This window comes from Actinomycetospora endophytica, from assembly GCF_021026375.1.
Taxonomy (GTDB): Bacteria; Actinomycetota; Actinomycetes; order Mycobacteriales; family Pseudonocardiaceae; genus Actinomycetospora; species Actinomycetospora endophytica.
This window is the reverse complement of sequence record NZ_JAJNDB010000004.1, coordinates 558,841-578,932: the sequence shown is the minus strand read 5'-3', so window position 1 is coordinate 578,932 and position 20,092 is coordinate 558,841. Positions and strand designations below refer to the sequence as shown.

The 20,092-nt window shown below is 75.0% G+C and carries 24 protein-coding genes and 1 pseudogene; 11 read left to right on the top strand and 14 right to left on the bottom strand.

The window, feature by feature from the left end:
• Positions 1-30: 30 nt before the first annotated feature.
• Together LQ327_RS20970 and LQ327_RS20960 are read right to left on the bottom strand one after the other, a co-directional pair.
• Positions 31-1,644 carry an FAD-dependent oxidoreductase gene (locus LQ327_RS20970; RefSeq protein WP_230737402.1) on the bottom strand — a complete coding sequence of 538 codons (1,614 nt, stop codon included), beginning with the start codon at positions 1,642-1,644 and terminating at the stop codon, positions 31-33.
• A gap of 713 nt (positions 1,645-2,357) precedes the next feature.
• A complete protein-coding gene (locus LQ327_RS20960; protein WP_230737392.1) occupies positions 2,358-2,906 on the bottom strand; it encodes a CGNR zinc finger domain-containing protein in 549 nt (182 codons plus the stop codon).
• Between the two features lie 103 nt (positions 2,907-3,009).
• Here LQ327_RS20960 and LQ327_RS20955 point away from each other — a divergent pair, with 103 nt between their 5' ends.
• The 3 genes and pseudogenes from LQ327_RS20955 to LQ327_RS20945 all read left to right on the top strand — a co-directional run bounded on the left by LQ327_RS20955 (position 3,010) and on the right by LQ327_RS20945 (position 5,407).
• Positions 3,010-4,410 (top strand): MFS transporter, encoded by a 1,401-nt coding sequence (locus LQ327_RS20955; RefSeq protein ID WP_230737389.1) that lies wholly within the window; start codon positions 3,010-3,012, stop codon positions 4,408-4,410.
• A 91-nt stretch (positions 4,411-4,501) separates the two neighbouring features.
• Positions 4,502-4,987 (top strand): annotated as a pseudogene (locus LQ327_RS20950) (epoxide hydrolase); the annotation flags it as partial.
• Between the two features lie 96 nt (positions 4,988-5,083).
• Positions 5,084-5,407: a hypothetical protein gene (locus tag LQ327_RS20945; RefSeq protein ID WP_230737387.1), complete on the top strand. Its 324-nt coding sequence runs from the start codon at positions 5,084-5,086 to the stop codon at positions 5,405-5,407.
• Positions 5,408-5,409: 2 nt separating this feature from the next.
• On the opposite strand, the gene LQ327_RS20940 is transcribed toward LQ327_RS20945, so the two are convergent.
• Positions 5,410-6,114 carry a TetR/AcrR family transcriptional regulator gene (locus LQ327_RS20940; RefSeq protein ID WP_230737379.1) on the bottom strand — a complete coding sequence of 235 codons (705 nt, stop codon included), beginning with the start codon at positions 6,112-6,114 and terminating at the stop codon, positions 5,410-5,412.
• A 41-nt stretch (positions 6,115-6,155) separates the two neighbouring features.
• Between LQ327_RS20940 and LQ327_RS20935 the strand changes: the two genes are divergently transcribed.
• On the top strand, positions 6,156-7,340 hold the full coding sequence (locus tag LQ327_RS20935) for an acyl-CoA dehydrogenase family protein (RefSeq protein WP_230737377.1): 1,185 nt from the start codon (positions 6,156-6,158) through the stop codon (positions 7,338-7,340).
• Between the two features lie 437 nt (positions 7,341-7,777).
• On the opposite strand, the gene LQ327_RS20930 is transcribed toward LQ327_RS20935, so the two are convergent.
• The 6 genes from LQ327_RS20930 to LQ327_RS20905 all read right to left on the bottom strand — a co-directional run bounded on the left by LQ327_RS20930 (position 7,778) and on the right by LQ327_RS20905 (position 10,420).
• Entirely contained in the window at positions 7,778-8,173 is a 396-nt protein-coding gene (locus LQ327_RS20930) for a YchJ family protein (RefSeq protein WP_230737375.1), read from the bottom strand.
• 24 nt (positions 8,174-8,197) lie between these two features.
• Positions 8,198-8,455, bottom strand: coding sequence for a hypothetical protein (locus LQ327_RS20925; RefSeq protein WP_230737373.1), 258 nt, complete (start codon positions 8,453-8,455; stop codon positions 8,198-8,200).
• 115 nt (positions 8,456-8,570) lie between these two features.
• A complete protein-coding gene (locus LQ327_RS20920; RefSeq protein WP_230737372.1) occupies positions 8,571-9,077 on the bottom strand; it encodes a hypothetical protein in 507 nt (168 codons plus the stop codon).
• Positions 9,078-9,102: 25 nt separating this feature from the next.
• Positions 9,103-9,441, bottom strand: coding sequence for a DUF1330 domain-containing protein (locus LQ327_RS20915; protein WP_230737370.1), 339 nt, complete (start codon positions 9,439-9,441; stop codon positions 9,103-9,105).
• A gap of 143 nt (positions 9,442-9,584) precedes the next feature.
• Positions 9,585-9,731: a hypothetical protein gene (locus LQ327_RS20910; RefSeq protein WP_230737368.1), complete on the bottom strand. Its 147-nt coding sequence runs from the start codon at positions 9,729-9,731 to the stop codon at positions 9,585-9,587.
• Between the two features lie 137 nt (positions 9,732-9,868).
• Positions 9,869-10,420 (bottom strand): universal stress protein, encoded by a 552-nt coding sequence (locus LQ327_RS20905; protein ID WP_230737366.1) that lies wholly within the window; start codon positions 10,418-10,420, stop codon positions 9,869-9,871.
• Between the two features lie 200 nt (positions 10,421-10,620).
• Here LQ327_RS20905 and LQ327_RS20900 point away from each other — a divergent pair, with 200 nt between their 5' ends.
• The gene (locus LQ327_RS20900; RefSeq protein ID WP_230737364.1) at positions 10,621-10,830 is read left to right on the top strand and encodes a three-helix bundle dimerization domain-containing protein; all 210 of its coding nucleotides are present in this window, start codon (positions 10,621-10,623) and stop codon (positions 10,828-10,830) included.
• A 10-nt stretch (positions 10,831-10,840) separates the two neighbouring features.
• On the opposite strand, the gene LQ327_RS20895 is transcribed toward LQ327_RS20900, so the two are convergent.
• Complete coding sequence (locus LQ327_RS20895) at positions 10,841-11,425, bottom strand: Rv1733c family protein (RefSeq protein ID WP_230737361.1); 585 nt, start codon at positions 11,423-11,425, stop codon at positions 10,841-10,843.
• Between the two features lie 228 nt (positions 11,426-11,653).
• On the opposite strand from LQ327_RS20895, the gene LQ327_RS20890 reads away from it, so the two are divergent.
• The 4 genes from LQ327_RS20890 to LQ327_RS20875 all read left to right on the top strand — a co-directional run bounded on the left by LQ327_RS20890 (position 11,654) and on the right by LQ327_RS20875 (position 15,670).
• Positions 11,654-12,646, top strand: a complete 993-nt coding sequence (locus LQ327_RS20890; RefSeq protein ID WP_230737351.1) for an Acg family FMN-binding oxidoreductase — start codon at positions 11,654-11,656, stop codon at positions 12,644-12,646.
• Between the two features lie 50 nt (positions 12,647-12,696).
• A complete protein-coding gene (locus tag LQ327_RS20885; protein ID WP_230737349.1) occupies positions 12,697-14,088 on the top strand; it encodes a GAF domain-containing protein in 1,392 nt (463 codons plus the stop codon).
• Between the two features lie 74 nt (positions 14,089-14,162).
• The gene (locus LQ327_RS20880) at positions 14,163-15,224 is read left to right on the top strand and encodes an Acg family FMN-binding oxidoreductase (RefSeq protein ID WP_230737347.1); all 1,062 of its coding nucleotides are present in this window, start codon (positions 14,163-14,165) and stop codon (positions 15,222-15,224) included.
• Positions 15,225-15,277: 53 nt separating this feature from the next.
• Positions 15,278-15,670 (top strand): response regulator, encoded by a 393-nt coding sequence (locus LQ327_RS20875; protein WP_230737345.1) that lies wholly within the window; start codon positions 15,278-15,280, stop codon positions 15,668-15,670.
• Here the strand turns inward: LQ327_RS20875 and LQ327_RS20870 are convergent.
• The 3 genes from LQ327_RS20870 to LQ327_RS20860 are packed head-to-tail and all read right to left on the bottom strand — an operon-like array spanning position 15,645 to position 18,577.
• Positions 15,645-16,289, bottom strand: a complete 645-nt coding sequence (locus LQ327_RS20870) for a response regulator (protein WP_230737336.1) — start codon at positions 16,287-16,289, stop codon at positions 15,645-15,647. The genes LQ327_RS20875 and LQ327_RS20870 overlap by 26 nt on opposite strands.
• On the bottom strand, positions 16,286-18,082 hold the full coding sequence (locus LQ327_RS20865; protein ID WP_230737334.1) for a GAF domain-containing sensor histidine kinase: 1,797 nt from the start codon (positions 18,080-18,082) through the stop codon (positions 16,286-16,288). The genes LQ327_RS20870 and LQ327_RS20865 overlap by 4 nt, the downstream gene beginning before the upstream one ends.
• A gap of 27 nt (positions 18,083-18,109) precedes the next feature.
• Entirely contained in the window at positions 18,110-18,577 is a 468-nt protein-coding gene (locus LQ327_RS20860) for a DUF7144 family membrane protein (protein ID WP_230737326.1), read from the bottom strand.
• A gap of 174 nt (positions 18,578-18,751) precedes the next feature.
• Between LQ327_RS20860 and LQ327_RS20855 the strand changes: the two genes are divergently transcribed.
• Both LQ327_RS20855 and LQ327_RS20850 read left to right on the top strand, forming a co-directional pair.
• Positions 18,752-19,279, top strand: coding sequence for a hypothetical protein (locus tag LQ327_RS20855; RefSeq protein ID WP_230737324.1), 528 nt, complete (start codon positions 18,752-18,754; stop codon positions 19,277-19,279).
• Positions 19,280-19,353: 74 nt separating this feature from the next.
• Complete coding sequence (locus tag LQ327_RS20850) at positions 19,354-19,629, top strand: hypothetical protein (RefSeq protein WP_230737321.1); 276 nt, start codon at positions 19,354-19,356, stop codon at positions 19,627-19,629.
• Positions 19,630-19,643: 14 nt separating this feature from the next.
• Here LQ327_RS20850 and LQ327_RS20845 read toward each other — a convergent pair whose 3' ends face one another.
• On the bottom strand, positions 19,644-19,823 hold the full coding sequence (locus LQ327_RS20845) for a hypothetical protein (RefSeq protein WP_230737319.1): 180 nt from the start codon (positions 19,821-19,823) through the stop codon (positions 19,644-19,646).
• Positions 19,824-20,092: the final 269 nt, after the last annotated feature.

The following is a 20,092-nucleotide window of genomic DNA, read 5'->3' as shown; positions in this document are numbered from 1 at the left end:
TGCGGGCGGGTCGGGTGGTGTCGGTGTTGGTCAGGGAGACAGGAGGGTGGCGCGTCGATCGGCCGGGTCGTGGCCGGTGAGCACGACGGTCGCGTCCTGCGTGGGGATGGGGTGGGTGGGGAAGTCGGCCGGGACCGGGTGCGCTTCGGCGGGCTGGTCGACGGTCCGCCACGGAGGCGGGAACGGCGCTGCCCGCTCGATCTGCCGCCGGTAGAAGTCCAGCCACGTGGCGTGGTTGACGGTGACCGCGCCGACCAGTCGGCCGCGCCGGCCGTACGCGGCGACGAACCGGCGGTCGGGAACCGAGCCCTGGGTGATGACGACCTCGTCGGCGACGCCCGGCACCCCGACCGACTTGATCTCGTTCCCGAACTGGGTGGACCAGAAGATCGGCACGTCAAGGTGCGGCCATCGATGTGCCTGGTCGCTGAGCATGTTGTGGGCGGCGACCTCCGCCTGGGAGACCGCGTTGCCCCAGTGCTCGAGCGCCAGCAGCTGGTAGCCGAACAGGGGCTGCGGTGCGCGGGCGACGTCACCGGCGACGAAGACGTCGTCGGTGACGAGCCCGTTCGCGTCGAAGGCACGGCAGCCGGCGTCGCACGCCACGCCCCACCGGCCGCAGGCGAGTCCGGATCCCTCGAGCCACTCGACGTTGCGGACGCCGCCGAGCGCGGCGACCGCCACCTCGACGTCGAGCGTGCTGCCGTCGGACAGCCGGGCCCGCCGCAACCGGCCGTTCTCGCCCTCCAGGGCGGTGACCTGCACCCCGCAGCGGAGGTCGACACCGGCGTCACGCTGGATCTCGGCGGCGATCGCCCCGATCGTCCCGCCGAGGGCCGCGACCAGCGGCGCCGGGCCGGCCTCGGCAACAGTGACCGGCACGTCGATCGCGCGGCACACCGACGCGACCTCCGAGCCCGTGAACCCGGCGCCGATCACCAGCACCCGGTCCGGCCGACCGGCCAGCATCCGCTGCAGTCCCTCGGCGTCCTCGCGGGTGCGGAGGACGAACACGCCGTCGAGCGCCGCCTCCGCGGGTACGGGCCAGGGCCGGGCCCGGACCCCGGTCGCGATCAACAGCCGGTCGAAATCCACGGACGTCCCATCGGCCAGGCGCACCTGCTTGGCGGCCAGGTCCAGCCCGGTGGCCGCGACGCCCAACCGCCAGTCCGCGTCGATCGCCCGCCGGCGTGGCAGTCCGGTGTGCCCGGGAGCCACCCAGCCTTCCTGGACCTGTTTGCTCAGCGGCGGCCGGTCGTAGGGATCGTGGGACTCGTCGCCGATCACGGTGAGCGAGCCGCGGAACCCCTCGTAGCGCAGTGCACCGGCGGCCCGCGCCCCGGCCAGCGAGGCGCCCACGATCACGATCCGCCCGGTCCGCAGGAACTCGTCCTGGGTGATGCCGTCCCGTCGAGGAGCGGGCACGGCGGGACGGTCGCCGTTCCGGACCGGTCCCCGGTCGAGGACGATGGCCTGCACCGGGCACGCCGCCGCCGCGCGCAGCACGCGCTCGCGCTGCTCGTCGTCGGGCTCGGGCTCGTAGAGCAGGGCCTCCCCCTCCCCCTGCATGACGAAGGCGCCCGGCGCCAGGAAGGCGCACTGCGCATAGCCCTGGCACCGGGTCAGGTCGACGACGAGCCTCATGTCGGCGTTCTCCCGTCAGGTGAGGGTGTGACGGGGCCGGCCACACCGGCGGCGCGTCTCCTCGAGATCGCGGGGTCCTAAGGCCATCGGGACGGCGATACGGCGGCGCCGCACCGCACGACCGAAGGTGCAGCGAGCCTCGGCTCCACGGCATCACCCGACGGGGATGAGTCGGCCCCCGGGACACGGCCCCTCTCTCGCCGAGTCGGTGTCGTGGCTGCAGGTCGGTGGCGTCCTGGTACTTCTCGGCGGGGTGCTGACCCTGCAACTGCCGCGGCGCGGGCGCTCCCGGTGACCAGCAGTCTGTGGCTCGCCCCCGCGGTGCTCGCCGAGGCGATCGGCCTGACGGCGCTGCGGGCGTCGCGCGGATAGAAGGGGTCAGCGGGGTGACCCATCGTGCGGTGGCGGCAGAGGCCGACGTGCCCAAGAGTGCTGCGACGTACCACTTCGCCGGCCTTGATGAGCTGCTCGTCGAAGCCCTGCGCTCGACCACCGAGGAGCTGGTGGCCGTACTCCCGGTTCCGCCCCCGGACAGCGGGATCGCCTGGCTCGCCGGCGAGCTCGTGCGCTTCGTCGCCGAGAATCACCAGCGGGTCATCGCGGGCTACCACCGGAGCCGAACCGGACCCCGCCGAGCTGGCCGGCCTGCTGCGCTCGTGCCTGCGCTGAGGCTGCGGTCGTGGCCGCCTGACCGATCGCCGGGCCCTGTGGCCTCAGGACGACGGACGCCGACGGTCCCGGTAGGCCGCGACGCTCGCCCGGTGGGCGCAGCCGCGGCTGCAGTACTGCTTCGAGCCGTTCCGCGACAGGTCGGCGAAGGTCGCCCGGCAGGTCGGCGACGAGCACACGCCGAGCCGGTCCGGCCCGAGCTCGACCAGGACGGCGGCGAGCCCGTCCAGGGTCCGCACGGCGACGGTGGGCGCGTACCCGCGCCGCTCCGGGGCGGTCTCGAGGCGCCAGCCGTCGCCGTCGGGCCGTAGCTGCGGGACCGCGCGGCACTCCCGCAGCCCGTCGTTCACGAGCCGGGCGACCTCGCCCGGCTCGTCGGCGGCCCGTTCGAGTGCCTCGCGCACCGTCGCCCGCACCGCCCGTACCGCGTCGAGGTCGTCGGCGGTCGGGGCCTCGTCGGTCGGCAGGTGCTCCTCGAGGAACACGCGCAGGGCGTCGACGGAGTCGAGCAGGTCCTCGCCTTTGACGGGCCGCAGGGTGTTGGCGAGATCGACAGCCAGGTCTACCCCGCGCTGGTGATACGCGTCCAGCATTTGACGTGTAACTCCTCCCGCTCCTAACGTGACACGCGATCTGCTTTTAGTGTGTCACGACGACGGCCGGGCGGCACTCGCCGCGACCGGCGAGGAGCTTCTGATGACCGATGCCCCCTGCGTGACGACGGCGGCGGCCGCCGAGGCGAGCCCCGACGCGGAGCAGACCGGTGCCCGTCTCGGGCTGCTGCTCGGCATTGCGGTCCTGCCGCTGTTCGTCTCCGTGGGCGCCCCGTCGGTGACGCTGCCGGAGGTCGCGACGGCTCTCGGGGTGCCCTTCGGGGCGACGGCGTGGATCCTCGCCGGCTGGTCGCTGACCTCGGCGGCGACCATGCCCCTCGCGGGACGGTGGGCAGCCCGCCGGGGATCGCGCGGCCTGCTGGTCGCCGGCATGGCCGTGGTGGCCGCGGGCTCCGTCGTCGCCGCCCTCGCGCCGACGCTGGCGCTCGTCGTCGTCGGGCGGCTGATCGGCGGCGCCGGGGCCGGAGCGGCCACCATCGGCGCGTTCACGCTGCCCGGGGCCCTGCCGGCCCGCGCCCGGCTGCGTGCTCTCGGCGCGGTCGCGGCGGCCGCGGGGACGGCGTCGGCGCTGGGCACGCTGGTGGGCGGCGCGCTCGACGCGTGGGCGGGGTGGCGCGTGGTGCTCGCGTTCCCGGCGGTCGCGCTGCCGGTCCTGCTGCTGCTCGGCGTCCTCGGGCGGCGGACCCTGCGGGCGGTTCCGGGCCCGCGCGACGCCGAGCTCGGACGCACCGACGTCGTGGGAGCGGCAGCGCTCACGACGCTCGCCGCCGCCGCCGTCGTCCTGCTGCAGACCCGGGCGGTCGGGCTGTCGACGGGCACGGTCGGGCTCGTGGCCGTCGCCGGCCTCGTCGCGGTCGTCGTCGTGCGGCGGCGGCTGCGCACGCGGCCCGACGGCTTCGTGCCGCGGCGGGTGGTCGCGGCGCCGGGCCTGGTGGTCGCCGGGGCGGCCGGCGGAGCGGTGTTTGCCGGCTACTACGGCGTGCTGTTCGTGGCCCCGAGCCTCGTGGAGCACGCGGTCGGCGGCGGCAGCCTGGTCGCGGGCGCCGTGCTCGTGCCCGCCGCGGCCTGCGCGGTCCTGACCGGCCGGGTGCTCGGCCCGGTGGTGCGGCGGGCCGGTGCCTGGCAGGTCCTCGGCGGGCTCGCTGCCCTGACCGCGCTGGGCGCCGTCCTCGTCGCGGTGCCCGTGGCGGGCGCGGGGGTGGTCGTCACCGTGGCGGGCACGGCGGTGACCGTGGTCGGGTTCGCGGGCGCGCAGGCCGTCGTCACCGGCCTCGTCCCGGACCTGGTCGCCGCGGACGACACCACCGTCGCCGCGGGCCTGGTCAACTTCGTCGTCTTCGAGGGCGGGGCCGTCGGCCCGGCCGCGGTGGGCGGCCTGCTCGGTGTCGTCGGCGTGCCGGGGGCCCTCGGCGCGGTGGCCCTCCTGCCCGCCGTCGCCGTCGTGGCCGTCGTCGTCCGGAACCGCCGCGTGGCGGCATCGTGACCGCCGAACCGTTCGAGGTCCGCGTCACCCACGCCGAGATCGCGGACCTCCGGCGGACGCGTTCCACGTCGTTGCCGGGGTACGGCGGAGCGACAAGCCGACGACGACGGAACGGGCGAACCTCGCGGCCGAGCAGGAGCTCGCGCGCACCGGTCGGGGCTATCCGGGGATCCAGGCCACCCGGCCGCAGACGCTCGGCTACGGCCTCCCCGACTCCCCCGCGGGCCAGGCCGCCTGGATCGCCGAGAAGTTCCGGGCCTGGACGGATCCCGCCAGCGGAGTCTCGCAGCAGGCGATCCTCGACGAGATCTCGGTGTACTGGTTCACCGCGTCGGCCACGTCGTCGGCCCGTCTGTACTGGGAGAGCTTCGCCTCCTTCCGAGATCCGGTCACTGCGCCGTCCGGGCTGTCGGTGTACCCGTACGACATCACCGTCCCCTCGCGGCGGGAGGCGGAGCGGCGGTTCACCGACCTGCGCTGGTTCTCCGAGCTGCCGCGAGGGGGCCACTTCGCCGCACTGGAGCAGCCGGGGTCGCTGGTCGAGGAGATGCGTGGGTTCTTCCACCTCGTCCGCTGATTCGGTCGGCCCGACCCTCGGACGGCGTGCTCGGCGGGCGTCGTGTACCACCGACACCGGCGGATGCCGGCACGTCGAGGGGAGAGCGGAACGCCGATGATCAGCATGGTGGTGGTCTGGGCCTGCCTCGGCGGTGCGCTCGTCGCGGTCCTGGTGCTGGTGGCGCTCCGGATGGGCCGGAAGCCGGGCCCGGGCGAGGATCCCGGCTCCCGTTCCGGCGGCGTCGATCATCAGGCGCCCCGCAGTGCGGGCCTCGATCCCGACGACGAGAAGGTGGCCTTCGCCGATCGCCGGCGATACCCCGCGAGCAAGTGGGACCCGGCGCCGGACGACCCGGACGACCCGGACGAGCCGGACGAGGACGACCGGGCGGCCGCCGACCGAACGCGCCATCCGTCCAACCGGTGGGAGAGCGACTGACGTCAGTCGGTGGTCAGATAGGCCATCGCCATCGCGGCCGTCTCCACACGCCACTGTTCCCAGGTCATCCCGTCCGGCGCGGCCCCGATGCTGAGCGCGCGGTGCATCGCCGAGGCGGTGACGGTGCGTCCGATGAACGCGAGCGCGGCGTCCGGGTCGTGACGGCGGACCTCGCCGCGATGCGGTGCGGCGGCCTCGACGAGCAGCGCACGCAGCGTGGCGAGGCCCTCGGCGTGATCGACCGCGCTGGTCCGTCGTCGGAGCTCGGCCATCTCGGGCAGGAGGCGGCCGCTCTCGACCATCCAGCCGACGACGGCGGCGGTGTACGCCTGGATCACCGTGTCCAGGTCAGCCAGGGGCCCGTCGAGCCGGCTCGTCAGCCGATCGTGGAGTCGGGCCACCAGACGGTCCTTGACCGCGCGCAGGAGCAGGTCCTTGTTCTCGAAGCGGCGGTAGACCGCACCGACGGAGACCTCCGCGCGTGCGGCGACCGCGTTCATGGTGATCGCGTCCGCGCCGACCTCGGCGAGCAGGTCCTCGGTCGCGACGAGGAGCTTCGCCATCGTCTCGCGGCTGCGGGCCTGCTGCGGGGCCCGCACACCGACCGGCATGTCCTCGGCCGTCACGGTCCGGAGGTTACCGCCGGACGCGGCGGTGTCCGGGGAGGATCGACCGTCCCGCTTGACCCCGCCGTCGGCACTGCGCATGATGCGAATGCAAGCACGCATTCGCATTCAGGAGAAGGCTGATGACGCTCGCGACGGACCTTCCGGTCACCGCTCCCCCCATCCTCGAGTCGATCCGGGCGCTGCGCCCGCAGCTGAGCGACAACGGTCGCGTCGCCGACCGGGACGACCGCGACCCCGGCGAGAACCTCGCCCTGCTCCACGACGCCGAGGCCTTCCGCCTGGCCCTCCCCCACGACCACGGCGGCACCTGGGACCGGAGCTCGATGTTCTCCGGGTGGGACGACTACGTCCGCGCCGTCATCGAGATCTGCGCCGGCGACTCGGCGACCGGGCAGGACTGGCTGACGACGACGCTGGTGTGCCGCGAGCTGTTCGCCACCGGCTCCGGCCTGCCCGAGGAGAACCTCGCGCGGATCGCCGACCGCGTCACCCACGAGGGGCTCCGCCTGGTCGCCTCCAACGCCGAGACCGGCACCGCGGGCAAGGTCACCGCGTACCCGGTGGACGGCGGCGTCGTGCTGCGCGGGACGAAGAGCTTCAACTCCAACAGCGGGGGCGGGGGTATGGCCGCGGTCGGCTGCGTCCTCGACGGCACCCTCGGCCGCCACCAGGTGCTCGTCGAGCTCGACGATCCGGCCGTCGAGCTGCACGACGACTGGGACAACATGGGCCAGCGAGGGACGTGCAGCCAGACGGTCACCTACCACGACGTGTTCGTCCCCGACGGCTGGTACCGGGCCGCGGGGAAGCCGCCGTCGATGCTGTTCGGGGCGGGCATGCTGCTGCACGGCGCGATCCTGCAGGGCTGCGGGGAGGGCGCCCTCGACGCCGCCGTCGCTCACGTCAGGACCCTCGACCGCGGCACGCTGCCGCAGTTCGCCGATGCGGCCGAGGATCCCCTGGTGCTGCGCCGCATCGGGGCTCTCTCGAGCCGACTGGCGGCGTCCCGGGCACTGCTGGAGACCACCGCCGACCGGGTCGCCGCGCACGACCACACCACCGACACCGTCGTGCAGGGTTTCCGGGCCAAGGTCGCCGCGGTGGAGGCCGGGCTCGAGGCGAGCGCCGCGGTCCACGAGCTCACCGGCGCGCGCAGCACCGCGAACGCCCACGGCCTCGACCGCTTCTGGCGCAACGCCCGGACCTTCGCCTCCCACGACCCGACCGACGCCAAGAACGTCTACATCGGCTCCTACGAGGTGACCGGGGCGCTACCCGCGATCACCGAGGTCTTCCGGCTGTGAATCCCGGTCCGTTCTAGGGAATGGAGTGAGCCGACATCGCGGGATGGAGGAACATCCCGAGGCTCGTCTGCCCGGGCGGCCCGGCGGGCAGCGGGTGGTCGAGTGCCACTTCGAGCCCGGTGAGCAGGAGGACGGTCAACGCGAACACCGCGGCGGCGCTGATGACCAGATTGATCGTCAGTCGCAGCGGTCCTCCCCGGCGCGAACGCTGCTGGACATCCCTGCCCTCATGCGGCGCACTCCGCGGTGCGGGGAGTCCGGGGGTGTCCCAGCCGCGTGCCGGGCGGCTCGTCGGACCACGGCGAGCCGGCCCAACTCGCCCCCCTGGCGGAGCTGGAACGCTGCGACTCATGGGGCTGTATTCCCGGGCCCGGGTCGTCCCATGCCGTACCGCATCGATCAATTCCCGCGTGGAACCGCCGCAGTTCTCGACACCGTCAGCGCCGCGACCCCACGACTCCGTCCACGTAGACCCACCGGCCCGCCTCCCGCACGAATCGGCTCCGCTCGTGCTGGACCCCGCGCTGCCCGCCGTCACGGTGGTGGGCCCGGAACTCGACGACGCCTTCGCTGTCGAAGGGGCCGCCGCCGACGCGGTCCAGCACCTCCAGCTCGGTCCACCGCACGCTCGGGTCGAGCTCCAGCGCGGTGGGCCGGGTATCCGGGTGCCACGTGCGTAGCAGGTGCTCGACGTCGCCGTGGACGAACGCCGTGTAGCGCGACCGCATCACGGCCTCGGCCGTCGGCGGCGCGACGCCGTCGGGGCCCAGATACCGTCCGCAGCACGCGTCGAGCGAGTCGAGGGATCCGCAGGGACAGCGGCGCGTGGACACGGCGGCCGAGGATAGGCGAGCGGGTCAGCGGTGCCGGTGCAGGACCTGCAGGTTGCCCTGGGCGGCGAGGGCGGCCGAGAGCGCGAGCGCCTGGCGCTCGATCGCCGGATTCCTGGCCCCCGTCACCCGCTGCGCCGCACTGCCGACCAGCTGAGCGAGCCGGGCGAGGTCGTGCAGGACGTCGTCGGCCCAGACGAACGGGTCGGTGTCGGGCGGGCAGAGGCTCCCGGCCCGCTCGTCGAGCTCCACGAGGGCGTCGACCGCTCGGCTGGTCGGTGCCATGCCGTCACTTCGCGCGTTCACGACCCGCCATCGTTCTCCTCCGAGCCGACCCGCGGCGGCATTTCTCGGCATCGGTACCGACCCGTTGCCGTCGGTCTCCCCCGGGGAGGGGTCCTCAGAACTCGTCGGCGGCCGTGGGGTGCCGCCAGTGCATCGGACTACCGGGCACGTATCGGGCCGCGTGCAGATTCCCGGCGGGACTGCGCAGTGGCGGCAGCGGATTCGTGATCTCGGCACGTCGCATGTTCGAGACCAGCCGCGGCGCGAGATCACTCGGAGCGAGGGCCCGGCCCGCCTCGACGTACGCCCGGATCTCCTGGCTGATCAGTTCGCCGACGGGGCCGGGGAACGCGGCGGCGGCGTAGCGCGCGGCGTGCAGTGCGACGCGCTCGGCGTCCATCCCGAGGCCTGACCAGGCGGCTGCCCCCGACGCCTCGGTGCGATCGATGGGATTCATGCCCCCTGAACACCGCGGTGCATCAGCGGGTTGCGGGTCAGCGAGTCCGAGCCGGGCGGCCACCACGATCGCCTGGGACACCCAGGCCCCGGTGGTCAGGCCGAGGAGCTCGGCCCCCGCCGTCGATGCGTCCAGACTGTCGGGCACGTGGTCGCGGGTGGTCACGGATTCACCCCCGCGCGGCGACGGTTCATTGCGCGCTCGACGGAAGTCCCTCGAGACCGACCATGTCGGCGGTGCTGGTCTCGTCCCGGACGACCTTGATCCCTTCGTACTCCGCACCGAAGTAGAAGGACTCCCACGCCTTCTGGGACGGGAATTCGAGCAGGACGAGCCGCGCCGGTTCCCACTCGCCCTCGTAGACCGAGCAGGCGCCCCCGCGCGCGAGGTAGCGCCCACCGGCCGCCTCCAGGGCCGGCCGCACCTTCTCCATGTAGGCCGTGTACCGAGGCGCGTCCTGGATCCGGACGTCCACGATCACGTAGTACGCGCCATCACTTCCGGGCGCGATATCGATGTCCGCCGACATGGTTCCTCCACGCTGGAATCGACGAGGAGGACCACCAGAGCGGGTCGTCGGCGCGGCGACCACGGCCCCGGACGATTGCAACCGATCCGTTAGCGTCCGGGCGTTCGGTGTCGGAAGCGCAGAGTGTCCGATCGAGTTCGGATCTAGGAGTGGGAGCTGAACAGGTCGACGACGGTCAGGTGCGCCGCGGCGCCCCCGGACACCGGGTGACCGAGCAGCATCTCGACCCCGGTCACCAGCAGCATGGCCAGGGCGAAGATCGCCACCGCGGCCACGACTCGGCCGATCACCGAGCTGGACGGTCGGCGGCCCGACGACCGGACGTGGCTGAACGGCTCGGTCGCTTCACCTGATCGGGGCATACGACCTCAACGCTCGGGCCGCCTCACGGTGACGTGATCATCCGGACTCGTATCGTCCGGCCGTCTCAGGTGGCGTGGCTCTCGTGCTCGTCGGCCTCCGGGCGTTGGTCGTGCGGCGCGCGGACCACGACGACGGTGCACCGCGCGTGGACCACCACGTTGAGACCGACCGAGCCGATGAGCCGGCTGGCGACCGCGCCGCGGCCCCGGTGCCCGACGACGACCGTGTCGGCGTCCGCGGAGGCCCGCTCCAGCACGACCGCGGCGGGCCCGGACGCGGCCATCAGCTCGACCACCGGGGTCGAGGCGCCGCGCCGGGCCCGGCCGTCGAGCACCTCCTGGATCTCGTGGGACGCGAGGTCGACGGCGGCGGACTGCAGGTCCTCGGCCGACGGCACGAGCGGGTACGGCGTGATGCACACCTCGGGAGGAGCCCAGGCCACGACGGCGGCGAGGGGCAGGCCGCGCAGTTGTGCCTCGTCGCAGGCGTACTCGATCGCGGCGCGGCTGCCCTCGGAGCCGTCGACGCCGACGACGACGGCCCCCTTCGTGGGCCGCCGGACCAGCTGCGGCGCCGGCGCGGACCCGGCCGAGGCGGTGACGGTGTCGGTGCTCATGGGTGGCTCCTCGGACGGGGATCTGCTTGCTTCGCAGCGTGGACCGACACCGTCCGCGCCCGTAGGGCCGCAGGACCCGGGTCCGCCCGCCCGTCGGTCGGGGACGCCGGCGAGCGGGCCCGCCGGTGCCCGAGGGGCCCGGTTCGCGGAGGACCCTCGTCCCTGTCGCGGACCGGAGCGACCCGTGAGGCTCTCCGGCCATGAGCACGTCCCACGACCGCACCACGGACCGGGACGAGTCGGTGGTCGCGGCCGTCGCGCGCCTGCGCGCCGAGTTCCGGCACCGGTCGCCCGCGAACGTCGAGCCGGTGGTCGCCGCCTGCCGTCGCGACCTCGACGGCTCTCCCCCGGGTGCGCTCCCGGAACTGGTCGAGCGCCTCGCGCGGCAACGTCTCCTGGAACCCTCCTGACGGCCTGCCCTCAGCCGTTGACCCCGCGGCCGCGGCCCAGGCGGAACAGCGCGAGGTCCTCGTCCCAGTCGCGCATCCGGTGGCGGTGGAGGAGCCGGTGCAGGAGGGCCGAGGCCCCGAGCAGCACGACCGCCACCCCGAGGAAGCCCCAGAAGGCCACGAGCACACCCTCGAACGTCGCCTCGCCGTCGCTCTTCGGGACCGGGACCTGACGGCCGGCCGCGTCGACCCAGGCCGTCCACCGGTCACCGACCCGTGCCCCGGCCGACTCGGCCCCGGTCACGGTCCGCGCGGTGCCGTCGGGCGCGACCCACGTCGCGGTGACGTCCACGGCCCCCGCCGAGGCCCCGCCCGGGGAGGTGACCCGGTCGATGGTCGCCGTGACCGGGTGGGACGTGGCGCGGGCGAGCGTCGCCGCGTCGCGCAGCTGGTGGGCGTGCGCGGTGCCGAGGGTGAGGAGGATCGGGACGGCGAGCGTGAGCAGGGCGAGCGCGACCCATCGCGCGACCGTCTCGGCCCGGTCCGGTCCACGGCGCAGGGAGCTGCGGCGCGGGACGAACGCGGTCCAGAGCCGGTCCGGGAGTGATCCGGTCATCGGGTCCTCCCTCCGTGTGGGCCAGCAGGATGACGGCGGGGCGGCAGGGTCGGGCAGGGGCGAGGGGGCTGCCCCGGTCGGGCCGGACGGCCCGTCCGTTCGTCGCCCGGAGAGGTCCCTCGAGGCGGGAGCGGCCCGGCCGGAGGGCCCGCGCGTGGGGGTCCTGCGCCCCTGGGATGCCGGGGACCGGACGTCGACGCTGGAGCGCCGGACGAACGGGAGGCGACCATGGGCACCAGCGGTCTCGCCGCGGACGACGCGCCCGGTCCGGTCGACGTGGCCGCGGTGCTGGGCGCGGGCGCGCTCGCACCGTCCAGCTACAACGCCCAGCCGTGGCGGCTGTGCCGGCACGACGACGCCGTCGAGGTCCACGGCGAGCCCGACCGGGCGCTGCCGGTCGCCGACCCCGAGAACCGGGAGCTCCGGATGGCGTGCGGCGCGGCGATCACCAACCTCCGGCTGGCCGTGCGGGCCCAGGGCCGTCGCGCCCATGTCCGGCTCCTCCCCGACCCCGACGATCCCTGGTTCTTCGGCACCGTGACCGCCGGCGGGAACCTCCCCGCGACGGCGACGGAGGCGGCTCTCGCCCACGTCATCCCCCACCGGCGCACCGATCGCTCCGCGTTGTCCGGGCACGGCGTGACCGCCCGCCTGCGCGAGGAGATCCGCGACGCGGCGCAGCGCGAGCGCTCGTGGGCGATCTTCGTGGACGACCGCGCCGACCGGCGCGAGCTGGAGGCGATCACCGCGCGGGCGCACACGCGGCAGCAGTCCGATCCCGCGTTCCGGGCCGAGTGGCGCCGGTGGGTCGGTGCGGAGGGCGACCGGGGCACCGGGCTCCCGCGGGAGCTCGGGCCCCGGGAGCCGCGGCCGGACGGGCGGTGGCGCCTGCGGGACTTCGGCGCCGACGGAGATCGGCAGGACGAGCGCCGCCCGGCCGTCGCGGACGACGACCCCGCCCTGCTCGTGCTCGCCACCACGCTCGACCGGCCGCTCGCGCACCTCCACGCCGGACAGGCCCTGCAGCACGTCCTGCTACTGGCCACCCTGCGAGGGCTGGCCGCGTCCTTCGTCGCGCCACCGCTCGAGGTCGCCGACACCCGCTCCGAGATGCGGACCCTGCTCGGCCGTGCCCTGTGGCCGCAGGTGCTGCTGCGACTCGGCATCCGGCACCGTGCGGTCCCCCGGCCGCCGCGCCGGGCACCGGACGAGACGCGCTGACCCGCCCGGAAAACCTTGACAGCCCCCGGCCCGGGCCCACGATGAAGCCGGTGGACGTCAGCGCGGGGCCGTCATCCTCGGGGCCACCCGAGGTGCCCGCCGGCCTGGCCTTCCCGGGGGCGGTCCGGCTCGAGCTGGACGATCTCCTCGACCAGGTCATCGCCCGGGCCAGCGAGCTGAAGTCCGTACAGGGGCGGCTGCGCAAGCTGCTCGCCTCGACCCACCACATCGCCCAGCGGCTCGACCCCGACGAGCTGCGCCGGCGGGTCGTCGACAGCGCCCGCGGCCTCGTCGACGCCCGCCACGCCGCGCTCGGGATCGTCGACGGCACCCGGGCGTCGTTCGTGCACACCGGCCTGCGCGACGAGGAGGTCGCGGCGCTGGCGGAGCTCGCCACGGGCGACGGCGTGCTGCGGCCGCTGATCGCCGACTCCCACCCGCTGCGGCTGCGCCGCCTCGCGGACGGGCCGCACTCCGCCCTGCCGTCGGGCAGCTTCCTCGGCGTCCCGCTCCGCGTCGGGCGCGGCGTCTACGGCCACCTCTACCTCGTCGACAAGCAGGGAGCCGAGGAGTTCAGCCGCGACGACGAGGAGCTCCTCACCACCCTGGCCGGGGCCGCCGGGGTCGCCGTCGAGAACGCCCTGCTGCTCGACGGTGCCCGACGACGGGCCCGGTGGCAGGCCGCGGCGGCCGACCTGAGCCGACGGCTCCTCGCGGGGTCCCTCGACCCGCCCTCGGGCCTGCGGCACCTGTTGGACGAGGCCCTCGTCCTCAGCGACGGCGACGGGGCGGTGCTGACGACCGTGGACGACCGCGACCCGACCTGGATCGCCGTCCCGTGCGCTACCGGTGCCCTGGTCGAGCTCGAGGACCGACGGTTCCCGCTCGACGGCACGATCACGGACGCGGCCCTGACCACGGGCCGGGCCATCGTGATCAGTGCGGTCCCCGAGGACCGACGGGCCACCCAGCTCGCGGAGGTGGCGCCCGCCGTCGGGAGCGCCCTGGCCATGCGGCTCTCCGACGGCATCGCCGGCGACGGGACGCACGCGGTGCTCGTGCTCGTGCGGGACGCCGGCCGCCGCTCCTTCGACGACGACGACGTCGACCTGGTCGAGGGCCTGGCGGCGCAGGCCTCGGCGACCCTCGCGGTCGCCCGCAGCCGCGCCGACCGGGAGGCGCTGCGCCGGGTCGAGGACCGGGAGAGCCTCGTCGCCGATCTCAACACCCGCGTGCTGCAGCGGCTCCTGCGCGTGGGCACCGCCCTCTCGAGCGCGGCGTCCGCGGCGCAGCCGCCGACGCGCGACCGGGTCCTCGCCCAGGTCGACGAGCTCGACGACCTCGTCCGCGAACTGCGACGCGCGGTCTGGCAGGCGCCCGGCCGGGACGCGGCGGGCGCGGACGTGCCCGGAGGCCAGGCCCCTCCGGCCCGACTGCCGTGACCGTTCGCCCCTGACCGCGACCGTCCCCTCCCGGCCAGGCTCGCCCGAGCGACGGCGGCGAGGGAGGACGGGCGATGAGGGTCGAGGGCACCCCGGGCACGGACGTGGACGGCCCGACCGATCGGGAGCTGCTCCGCGGGGCCGTCGGCCTCGCCGGGCTGGCCCCCTCCGAGCACAACACCCAGCCCTGGCGCTGGCGGCTGCACGACGACGTCCTCGACCTGCGGGCCGACCGCACCCGGCGCCTGCCCTCCACCGACGAGGGTGCCCGCAGCGTGCTGCTGGGCTGCGGCTGCGCGCTGCACCACCTCGAGGTGGCGCTCGCGGCGGCCGGCCGACGGGTGGAGGTCCGGCGCGGCAGCGACGAGGACCCCGAGCACCCGTTGGCGCGGATCCGCCTCGGCGGCGCCGCCGACCCCGACCCCCGCACCGCGCGGTGGTTCGCCGCGATCCCCACCCGGCGCACGGACCGCAGGCGGTTCTCCGCACGGGAGGTGGGGACCGACGCGGTCGAGCGGCTCGTGGATGCCGCCCGGCCCTACGGCGGCACCGTGCACCTGGCGGTGGGGGCGACCCGGCAGGCGGTGCTCGACGCCGCCCGCGACGCCGACCTCGCCCAGCGCGGGCACCTGGACTACGCCGGCGAGCTCCAGCACTGGACCCACCGGTCGGCGGGCGACCACGACGGGATCCCGGCCACCTCCCGGCCGGGGACGCCCGCGGCGGCGTACGGGGACATGGCGGTGCGGTGGATGCCGGCGGGGACGCTCGACCAGCCGAGGTCCGGGCTCGACGTGCGGGACTCCTCGCAGCTGCTGCTCATCGCCGTGCCGTCCGACGACACCGTCTCGCTGGTCCGGGCCGGCGAGGCCCTGAGCGCGGTGCTGCTCGAGGCCGAGTCGCTCGGGCTCGGGGTCACCCCGTTCGCGCAGCCCTTCGAGGTGCCCGAGACCCGCGCCCGGGTCCGGCAGCTCGCGCTGGGCCGCCACCGGGTGCCGGCGATCGCCCTGCGCATCGGCCGACGGCGCCCGGACGCCCCGGGCATCCCTCCGACGCCGCGCCGCCCGCTGCAGGCGGTGCTCACCGAGGAGCCGGTCGGGACCTCCGTCGGGTCGACGCGCGCCCGTCGGCCCTGATCGGACACGGACGAACGGACCAGGCTGGCGCGATGACACCGAGGACGGACGTGATGACGACCGGCAGGCTGACCCGCGTGGTGCTGGTGGAGGACCACCCCGCCGTCCGGGAGCACCTCGTCGCGGTGCTGGACGCGGCGGGGCTCGACGTGATCGCCACCGCCGGCGATCTCGGCGGTGGGCACGAGACGGTGCTCCGGCTGCGGCCGGACGTGGTCGTCGTCGACAACCGCCTCCCGGACGGTGGCGGGTTCGAGCTGTGCGAGGTCCTCCTGCGCGAGGTGCCCGAGGTCGCCCTGGTCGTGCACTCCGGAGCGGTCACCGGCGCCGAGACCGAGCGTGCGCTCGCGCTCGGGGTGCACGCGGTGGTGCCCAAGTCGCTGCGTGGTCACGACCTGGTCGACGCGGTGCGGCTCGCGGTCACCGACCGGAGGCCTGCCCCTTGACCTGGTTCGCGAGCACCGCGGCCTGGACGCGGCGCTGCATCCCCAGCTTCGCCAGGAGCGAGGAGACATAGTTCTTCACCGTCTTCTCGGCCAGGAACATCTCCCGGCCGATCTCGCGGTTGGTCATGCCCTCCCCGATGTGGCCCAGCACCTCGCGCTCCTTCTCGGTCAGCTCGGCCAGCGGGTCGACCGTCTCGGTGCGCTCGCGCAGCCGGCTCATCAGCGCGCTCGCGGCGCGCCCGTCGAGCAGCGAGCGGCCCGCGCCGACCTCGCGCACGGCGGTGACGATGTCGTTGCCGCGCACGTCCTTGATCACGAACCCGCCGGCCCCCGCGAGCACGGCGTCGAACATCGCCTGCTCGTCGGTGTAGGAGGTGAGCATCAGACAGCGCAGGTCGGGCAGGCGCGAGCGCAGCTCACGGCAGAGCTCCACGCCGCTGCCGTCGGGGAGCCGCACGTCCAGCACGGCCACCTCCGGGTTCAGGGCCGGGATGCGGGCCAGGGCCTCCGCCACGCTGCCCGCGTCCCCGACGACCGTCAGATCCTCGTGCGCGCCGAGCAGGTCGGCCACGCCGCGGCGGACCACCTCGTGGTCGTCGACCAGGAACACCGTCGTCATCGTCCGCTCTCCTCCGTAGCGCCAGGGGTGCTGTCGGGCCCGAGGGGCACCCACCACGTCAACCGCGTCCCGGAACCCACCGGGAGCCGGGCGACGCGCGCGTCGCCGCCCACGGCCCGCGCGCGGGCGGTGAGGTTCGCCAGCCCGCTGCGCGCGACCTCGTCCGGAATCCCGATCCCGTCGTCGACGACCTCGACGGTGAGCGTCGAGTCCGCGGACACGGTCACGACGACGTGGGTGGGCGCGGCATGGCGCACGGCGTTGCTCACGCCCTCCCGGACGACCGCCTCGACCGCTACCACCAGGTCGTCGGGCACCTCGTCCACGGCTCCGGAGACCCGGACCACCGGGTCGACGTCGGTGTCCGCGGCCATCTCCGCCGCGGCCGCGTGGACCCGTTCGGCCAGCTCCCCGCCCCCGCGCGCGGTGTGCAGGTCGAAGATCGAGGTGCGGATGTCGCGGATGATCCCGTCGATCTGGTCCACCGCGTCGTCCACGCGCTGCGCGGCGTCCGAGGCGGGCAGCCGCGCGTGCGCCGCCTGCAGCCCCAGACCGAGCGCGAACAGCCGCTGCAGGACGTGGTCGTGCAGGTCGCCCGCGATGCGCTCCCGGTCGGTGACGACGTCGAGCTGACGACGGGCCCGCTGGGACTCGGCGTGCCGGAGGACGAGGGCGGCCTGATCGGCGAACGAGGCCAGGATCGAGAGCCCGTCGTCGTCGGCGGACCGCATCCATCCCGCGACGCCGGCGACGACCAGCACCCCGCTGATCTCCTCGCTCCCCCGCATCGGGACCGCGAACCCGGCCCCTTCGTCGCGATCCCCCGGGCGCAGCACCAGGTGTTCGACAGCCTGCGGGGTGCCGGTGCGCCCGACGGCCTCGAGCACCGTGCCCCGCAGCGGCAGCCGGGAGCCGGCGGGGTGGCGCCCGCCCAGGCCGACCGACACCGTCACCCGCACCGGCTGGTCGTCGCCGGCGGGGACCGCCCGCGGTCCGGTGGTGATGAGCGCGCCGGAGGCCCCCAGCAGCTCCGCGGCGCGCTGCGCGACCAGGGCCAGCGCCTCCTCCGGATCCGCCCCGGCCAGCAGGGTGGTCGTGACCTCCCCCGAGGCCTCCAGCCATCGCTGCCGCAGCCGGCTCTCGGCGACCAGGCGACGGGTCCGCTCGTGCAGCCGGGCGTTCTCGACCGCGATACCGGCCGCGGCGGCGAGCGCGGCCGTCACGTCCTCGTCGTCGGCGGTGAACGAGCCGCCGCGCTTGTCGGTCAGGTACAGGTTCCCCACCACCCGGTCGCGGACGCGGACGGGGACGCCCAGGAAGGAGGTCATCGGCGGGTGTCCCGGCGGCAGCCCGACAGCGGCCGGATGCCCGCCGAGGTCGTCGACGCGGAGCGGGACGGGCCGGCGGATCAGCTCGCCGAGCAGCCCGCGTCCGGTCGGCGGCGATCCCAGCCCGGCCCGGGTCGGCTCGTCGACCCCCACGGTCACGAACCGCGCGAGGCCGGTGCCGTCGTCGTCGAGCAGTCCCAGGGCGCCGTAGCGGGCGTCGACGAGATCGACCGCCTCGCGGACCACCCGGGCCAGCGTCTCCTCGAGGTCGAGACCGTCCGCGACCGCGATCATCGAGCGCAGCAGGCGATCGACCCGCAGCGCTCCGGAGGGCGGCCCCGGCCAGGCGGGCTCCTCGTGCCGGAGCGCCGGTGTCGACTCCCGGATGGTGGCCCCCGCGTCAGGTCGGTGCGCGCGGGCGCACACCCGCTGGCCACCATGGTCGGACCGGCAGCCGTCCGACACCAGGGTCGAACGTCCCGCCGGGACGTGTCAGGCCCGCTGCCGATCACCGGACGTGGCGCCCGCCAGCGCGACCAGGATCGTCACGTCGAGCGCGATGACGAGGATCGACCACAGCGGTGCGGCGGGCAGCCACACCAGCTGCACGAGGATGCTCAGTCCGACGATCACCATGCCCACCGCCCGCGCCCAGGGCTGGTCCCCGCTCAGCAGGCCCGCACCGGTCAGCGCGACGACGGCGCCGACCACGAGGTGGACCCAGGCCCAGGTGCCGAGCCCGACCGCCACGACGACGCCGTTGCCGGTCAGGTAGTAGGTGGGGGTGAGGAGCGCGAACAGCCCCTCGATCACCCCGAACACACCGACCACGACCATCACGACCCCGGCGAAGCGCACCCAGCCGCTCATGCCCGTGCTGGTCGTCGACGGTGTCGGCGTGCTCGGCGGCCGCGTCCGGGCGGTCGTGTCGCCGCGCGGTTCGGTGCTGGGTTCGGTCATGGTTCCTCCCCGATCGACGGGATCGTCCTCGGGGAAGCCTGGGCGCGGGCCGGGTCGGCGGGGAGGTCCGAAGGTCCCGCCACGGGGAGTCGGCGGACCCGAGGCACCTCGGAGCCGGACACGCCACATCACGAATCGGTAACGGACCCGGGCCCGCGGTCGATAGGCCCGCTGATGCCGCAGGAAAACCCGGACTTCGTGGTGGCCGTGAGCCAGGAGACCCACCAGCGACTCCTGAGACTGCTCGGTTCGCTGGCCGAACGACTCGGCCGGCTCCCCGACGTCGACGGTCCCCGCTATGCCGACGACCGCGACCTGATCGGCGCCGCCCTGGCGGTGACCGAACGCCGGCCGGCGATCTTCGACGCGGTCGCCACCGAGGTCCGACGGGCCGCGCTGCGTCGCGGCGCGCGGGGTGAGCTGCTCGCGGTCTGCGACGAGCTCGACGGCGTCGTCCCCCGGCTCGACGCCCCGCAGCTCCGCGGCGCCGTGGCACAGGTGGCTCGCGACCTGCGCGAGAGCGCCGTGTCGATCGCGGTGCGCGACGAACCGGTCCGGACCGCGGGCCGGCTCCGGGCGGAGGCGCAACGACTCGCCGAACTCGCCCAGGGGGCCGGCCCCTGGTCGCAGTCGCTCCGCGACCTCGCCGAGAGCGTCGACGACCTGCAGGACGCGCTGCACCCGATCGAGCCCGGGACGTGATCGCCCGGACGCCCGAGGCGGTGACGCGGGCCCTCGTCCGGACGTCGTGGCCTTCCAAGGCACACTCGGTACCCGTGACGCCCCGCAGCCGCCCGCTCACCCGCCGCGAGCACGCGGCCCTCGTCGAGATGGAGCGGGCGCTCGACCGCACACCGCGCCCGCGCGTCGACGTCCGGCGGCGGTGCCGCCGCGTGGTCGCCGTGCTGCCCGGTGCGGTCGCGGTCGTGGCAGTCCTCGTCGGGCTCGGCGCGCTCCTCGGTTCCGCCGGCTTCGCGCTCGGGTCCGCGGCGGCCGTGATCGCGCTCGTCGTCGCGGTGGTCCACGACCTCTGGCGCGCCGGCCTCTCCTGAGGCCCGGCCGCCGTTCAGCCCGGCTCCGCCAGGAGGTCCCGCGGCTCGGGAACGCGCGGCGGCGGGGTCGTCCCCTCCTCGCGCCACCGCGCCCGCGCACAGTCGTCGATACCGCGGTGGCAGGCCATCGACACCCACGGCGTCGCCGCCCAGGCCGCGCCCGCCAGCGCAGCGGTACCAATCAGAACGGCCATCCGTCGACGTCCGGACATGACGCACTCCCCCGACAGGCGTCCCCGGTGTCGCCCGTCCGACTCACCACGGTAGGCCCGCGACGGCCCGCCGGAATGCCGGCGGTCGTCACTGCGACCTGATCGCGACGATGTCGCGACCGGGCGCCCACCTCCGGCGCCCCAGGAGATCCGGGAATCCGGGATCCGCACGCCGGGCAACGGTCCGAAAATCGCTGTCGGATTGCACCCGGACAGTGAGTCATGGCAACATTCGGGCCACTGACGAATTG

Excerpts from the sequence above, each read along its gene's own strand:
- LQ327_RS20940 (WP_230737379.1), bottom strand. The coding sequence starts at position 6,114 with ATGCGCAGTGCCGACGGCGGGGTCAAGCGGGACGGTCGATCCTCCCCG.
- LQ327_RS20895 (WP_230737361.1), bottom strand. The coding sequence starts at position 11,425 with ATGACCGGATCACTCCCGGACCGGCTCTGGACCGCGTTCGTCCCGCGC.
- LQ327_RS20955 (WP_230737389.1), top strand. The coding sequence starts at position 3,010 with ATGACCGATGCCCCCTGCGTGACGACGGCGGCGGCCGCCGAGGCGAGC.
- LQ327_RS20905 (WP_230737366.1), bottom strand. The coding sequence starts at position 10,420 with ATGAGCACCGACACCGTCACCGCCTCGGCCGGGTCCGCGCCGGCGCCG.
- LQ327_RS20890 (WP_230737351.1), top strand. The coding sequence starts at position 11,654 with ATGGGCACCAGCGGTCTCGCCGCGGACGACGCGCCCGGTCCGGTCGAC.
- LQ327_RS20970 (WP_230737402.1), bottom strand. The coding sequence starts at position 1,644 with ATGAGGCTCGTCGTCGACCTGACCCGGTGCCAGGGCTATGCGCAGTGC.
- LQ327_RS20845 (WP_230737319.1), bottom strand. The coding sequence starts at position 19,823 with ATGGCCGTTCTGATTGGTACCGCTGCGCTGGCGGGCGCGGCCTGGGCG.
- LQ327_RS20855 (WP_230737324.1), top strand. The coding sequence starts at position 18,752 with ATGCCGCAGGAAAACCCGGACTTCGTGGTGGCCGTGAGCCAGGAGACC.
- LQ327_RS20875 (WP_230737345.1), top strand. The coding sequence starts at position 15,278 with ATGACGACCGGCAGGCTGACCCGCGTGGTGCTGGTGGAGGACCACCCC.
- LQ327_RS20870 (WP_230737336.1), bottom strand. The coding sequence starts at position 16,289 with ATGACGACGGTGTTCCTGGTCGACGACCACGAGGTGGTCCGCCGCGGC.
- LQ327_RS20925 (WP_230737373.1), bottom strand. The coding sequence starts at position 8,455 with ATGGCACCGACCAGCCGAGCGGTCGACGCCCTCGTGGAGCTCGACGAG.
- LQ327_RS20860 (WP_230737326.1), bottom strand. The coding sequence starts at position 18,577 with ATGACCGAACCCAGCACCGAACCGCGCGGCGACACGACCGCCCGGACG.
- LQ327_RS20880 (WP_230737347.1), top strand. The coding sequence starts at position 14,163 with ATGAGGGTCGAGGGCACCCCGGGCACGGACGTGGACGGCCCGACCGAT.
- LQ327_RS20935 (WP_230737377.1), top strand. The coding sequence starts at position 6,156 with ATGACGCTCGCGACGGACCTTCCGGTCACCGCTCCCCCCATCCTCGAG.
- LQ327_RS20945 (WP_230737387.1), top strand. The coding sequence starts at position 5,084 with ATGATCAGCATGGTGGTGGTCTGGGCCTGCCTCGGCGGTGCGCTCGTC.
- LQ327_RS20900 (WP_230737364.1), top strand. The coding sequence starts at position 10,621 with ATGAGCACGTCCCACGACCGCACCACGGACCGGGACGAGTCGGTGGTC.
- LQ327_RS20960 (WP_230737392.1), bottom strand. The coding sequence starts at position 2,906 with ATGCTGGACGCGTATCACCAGCGCGGGGTAGACCTGGCTGTCGATCTC.
- LQ327_RS20915 (WP_230737370.1), bottom strand. The coding sequence starts at position 9,441 with ATGTCGGCGGACATCGATATCGCGCCCGGAAGTGATGGCGCGTACTAC.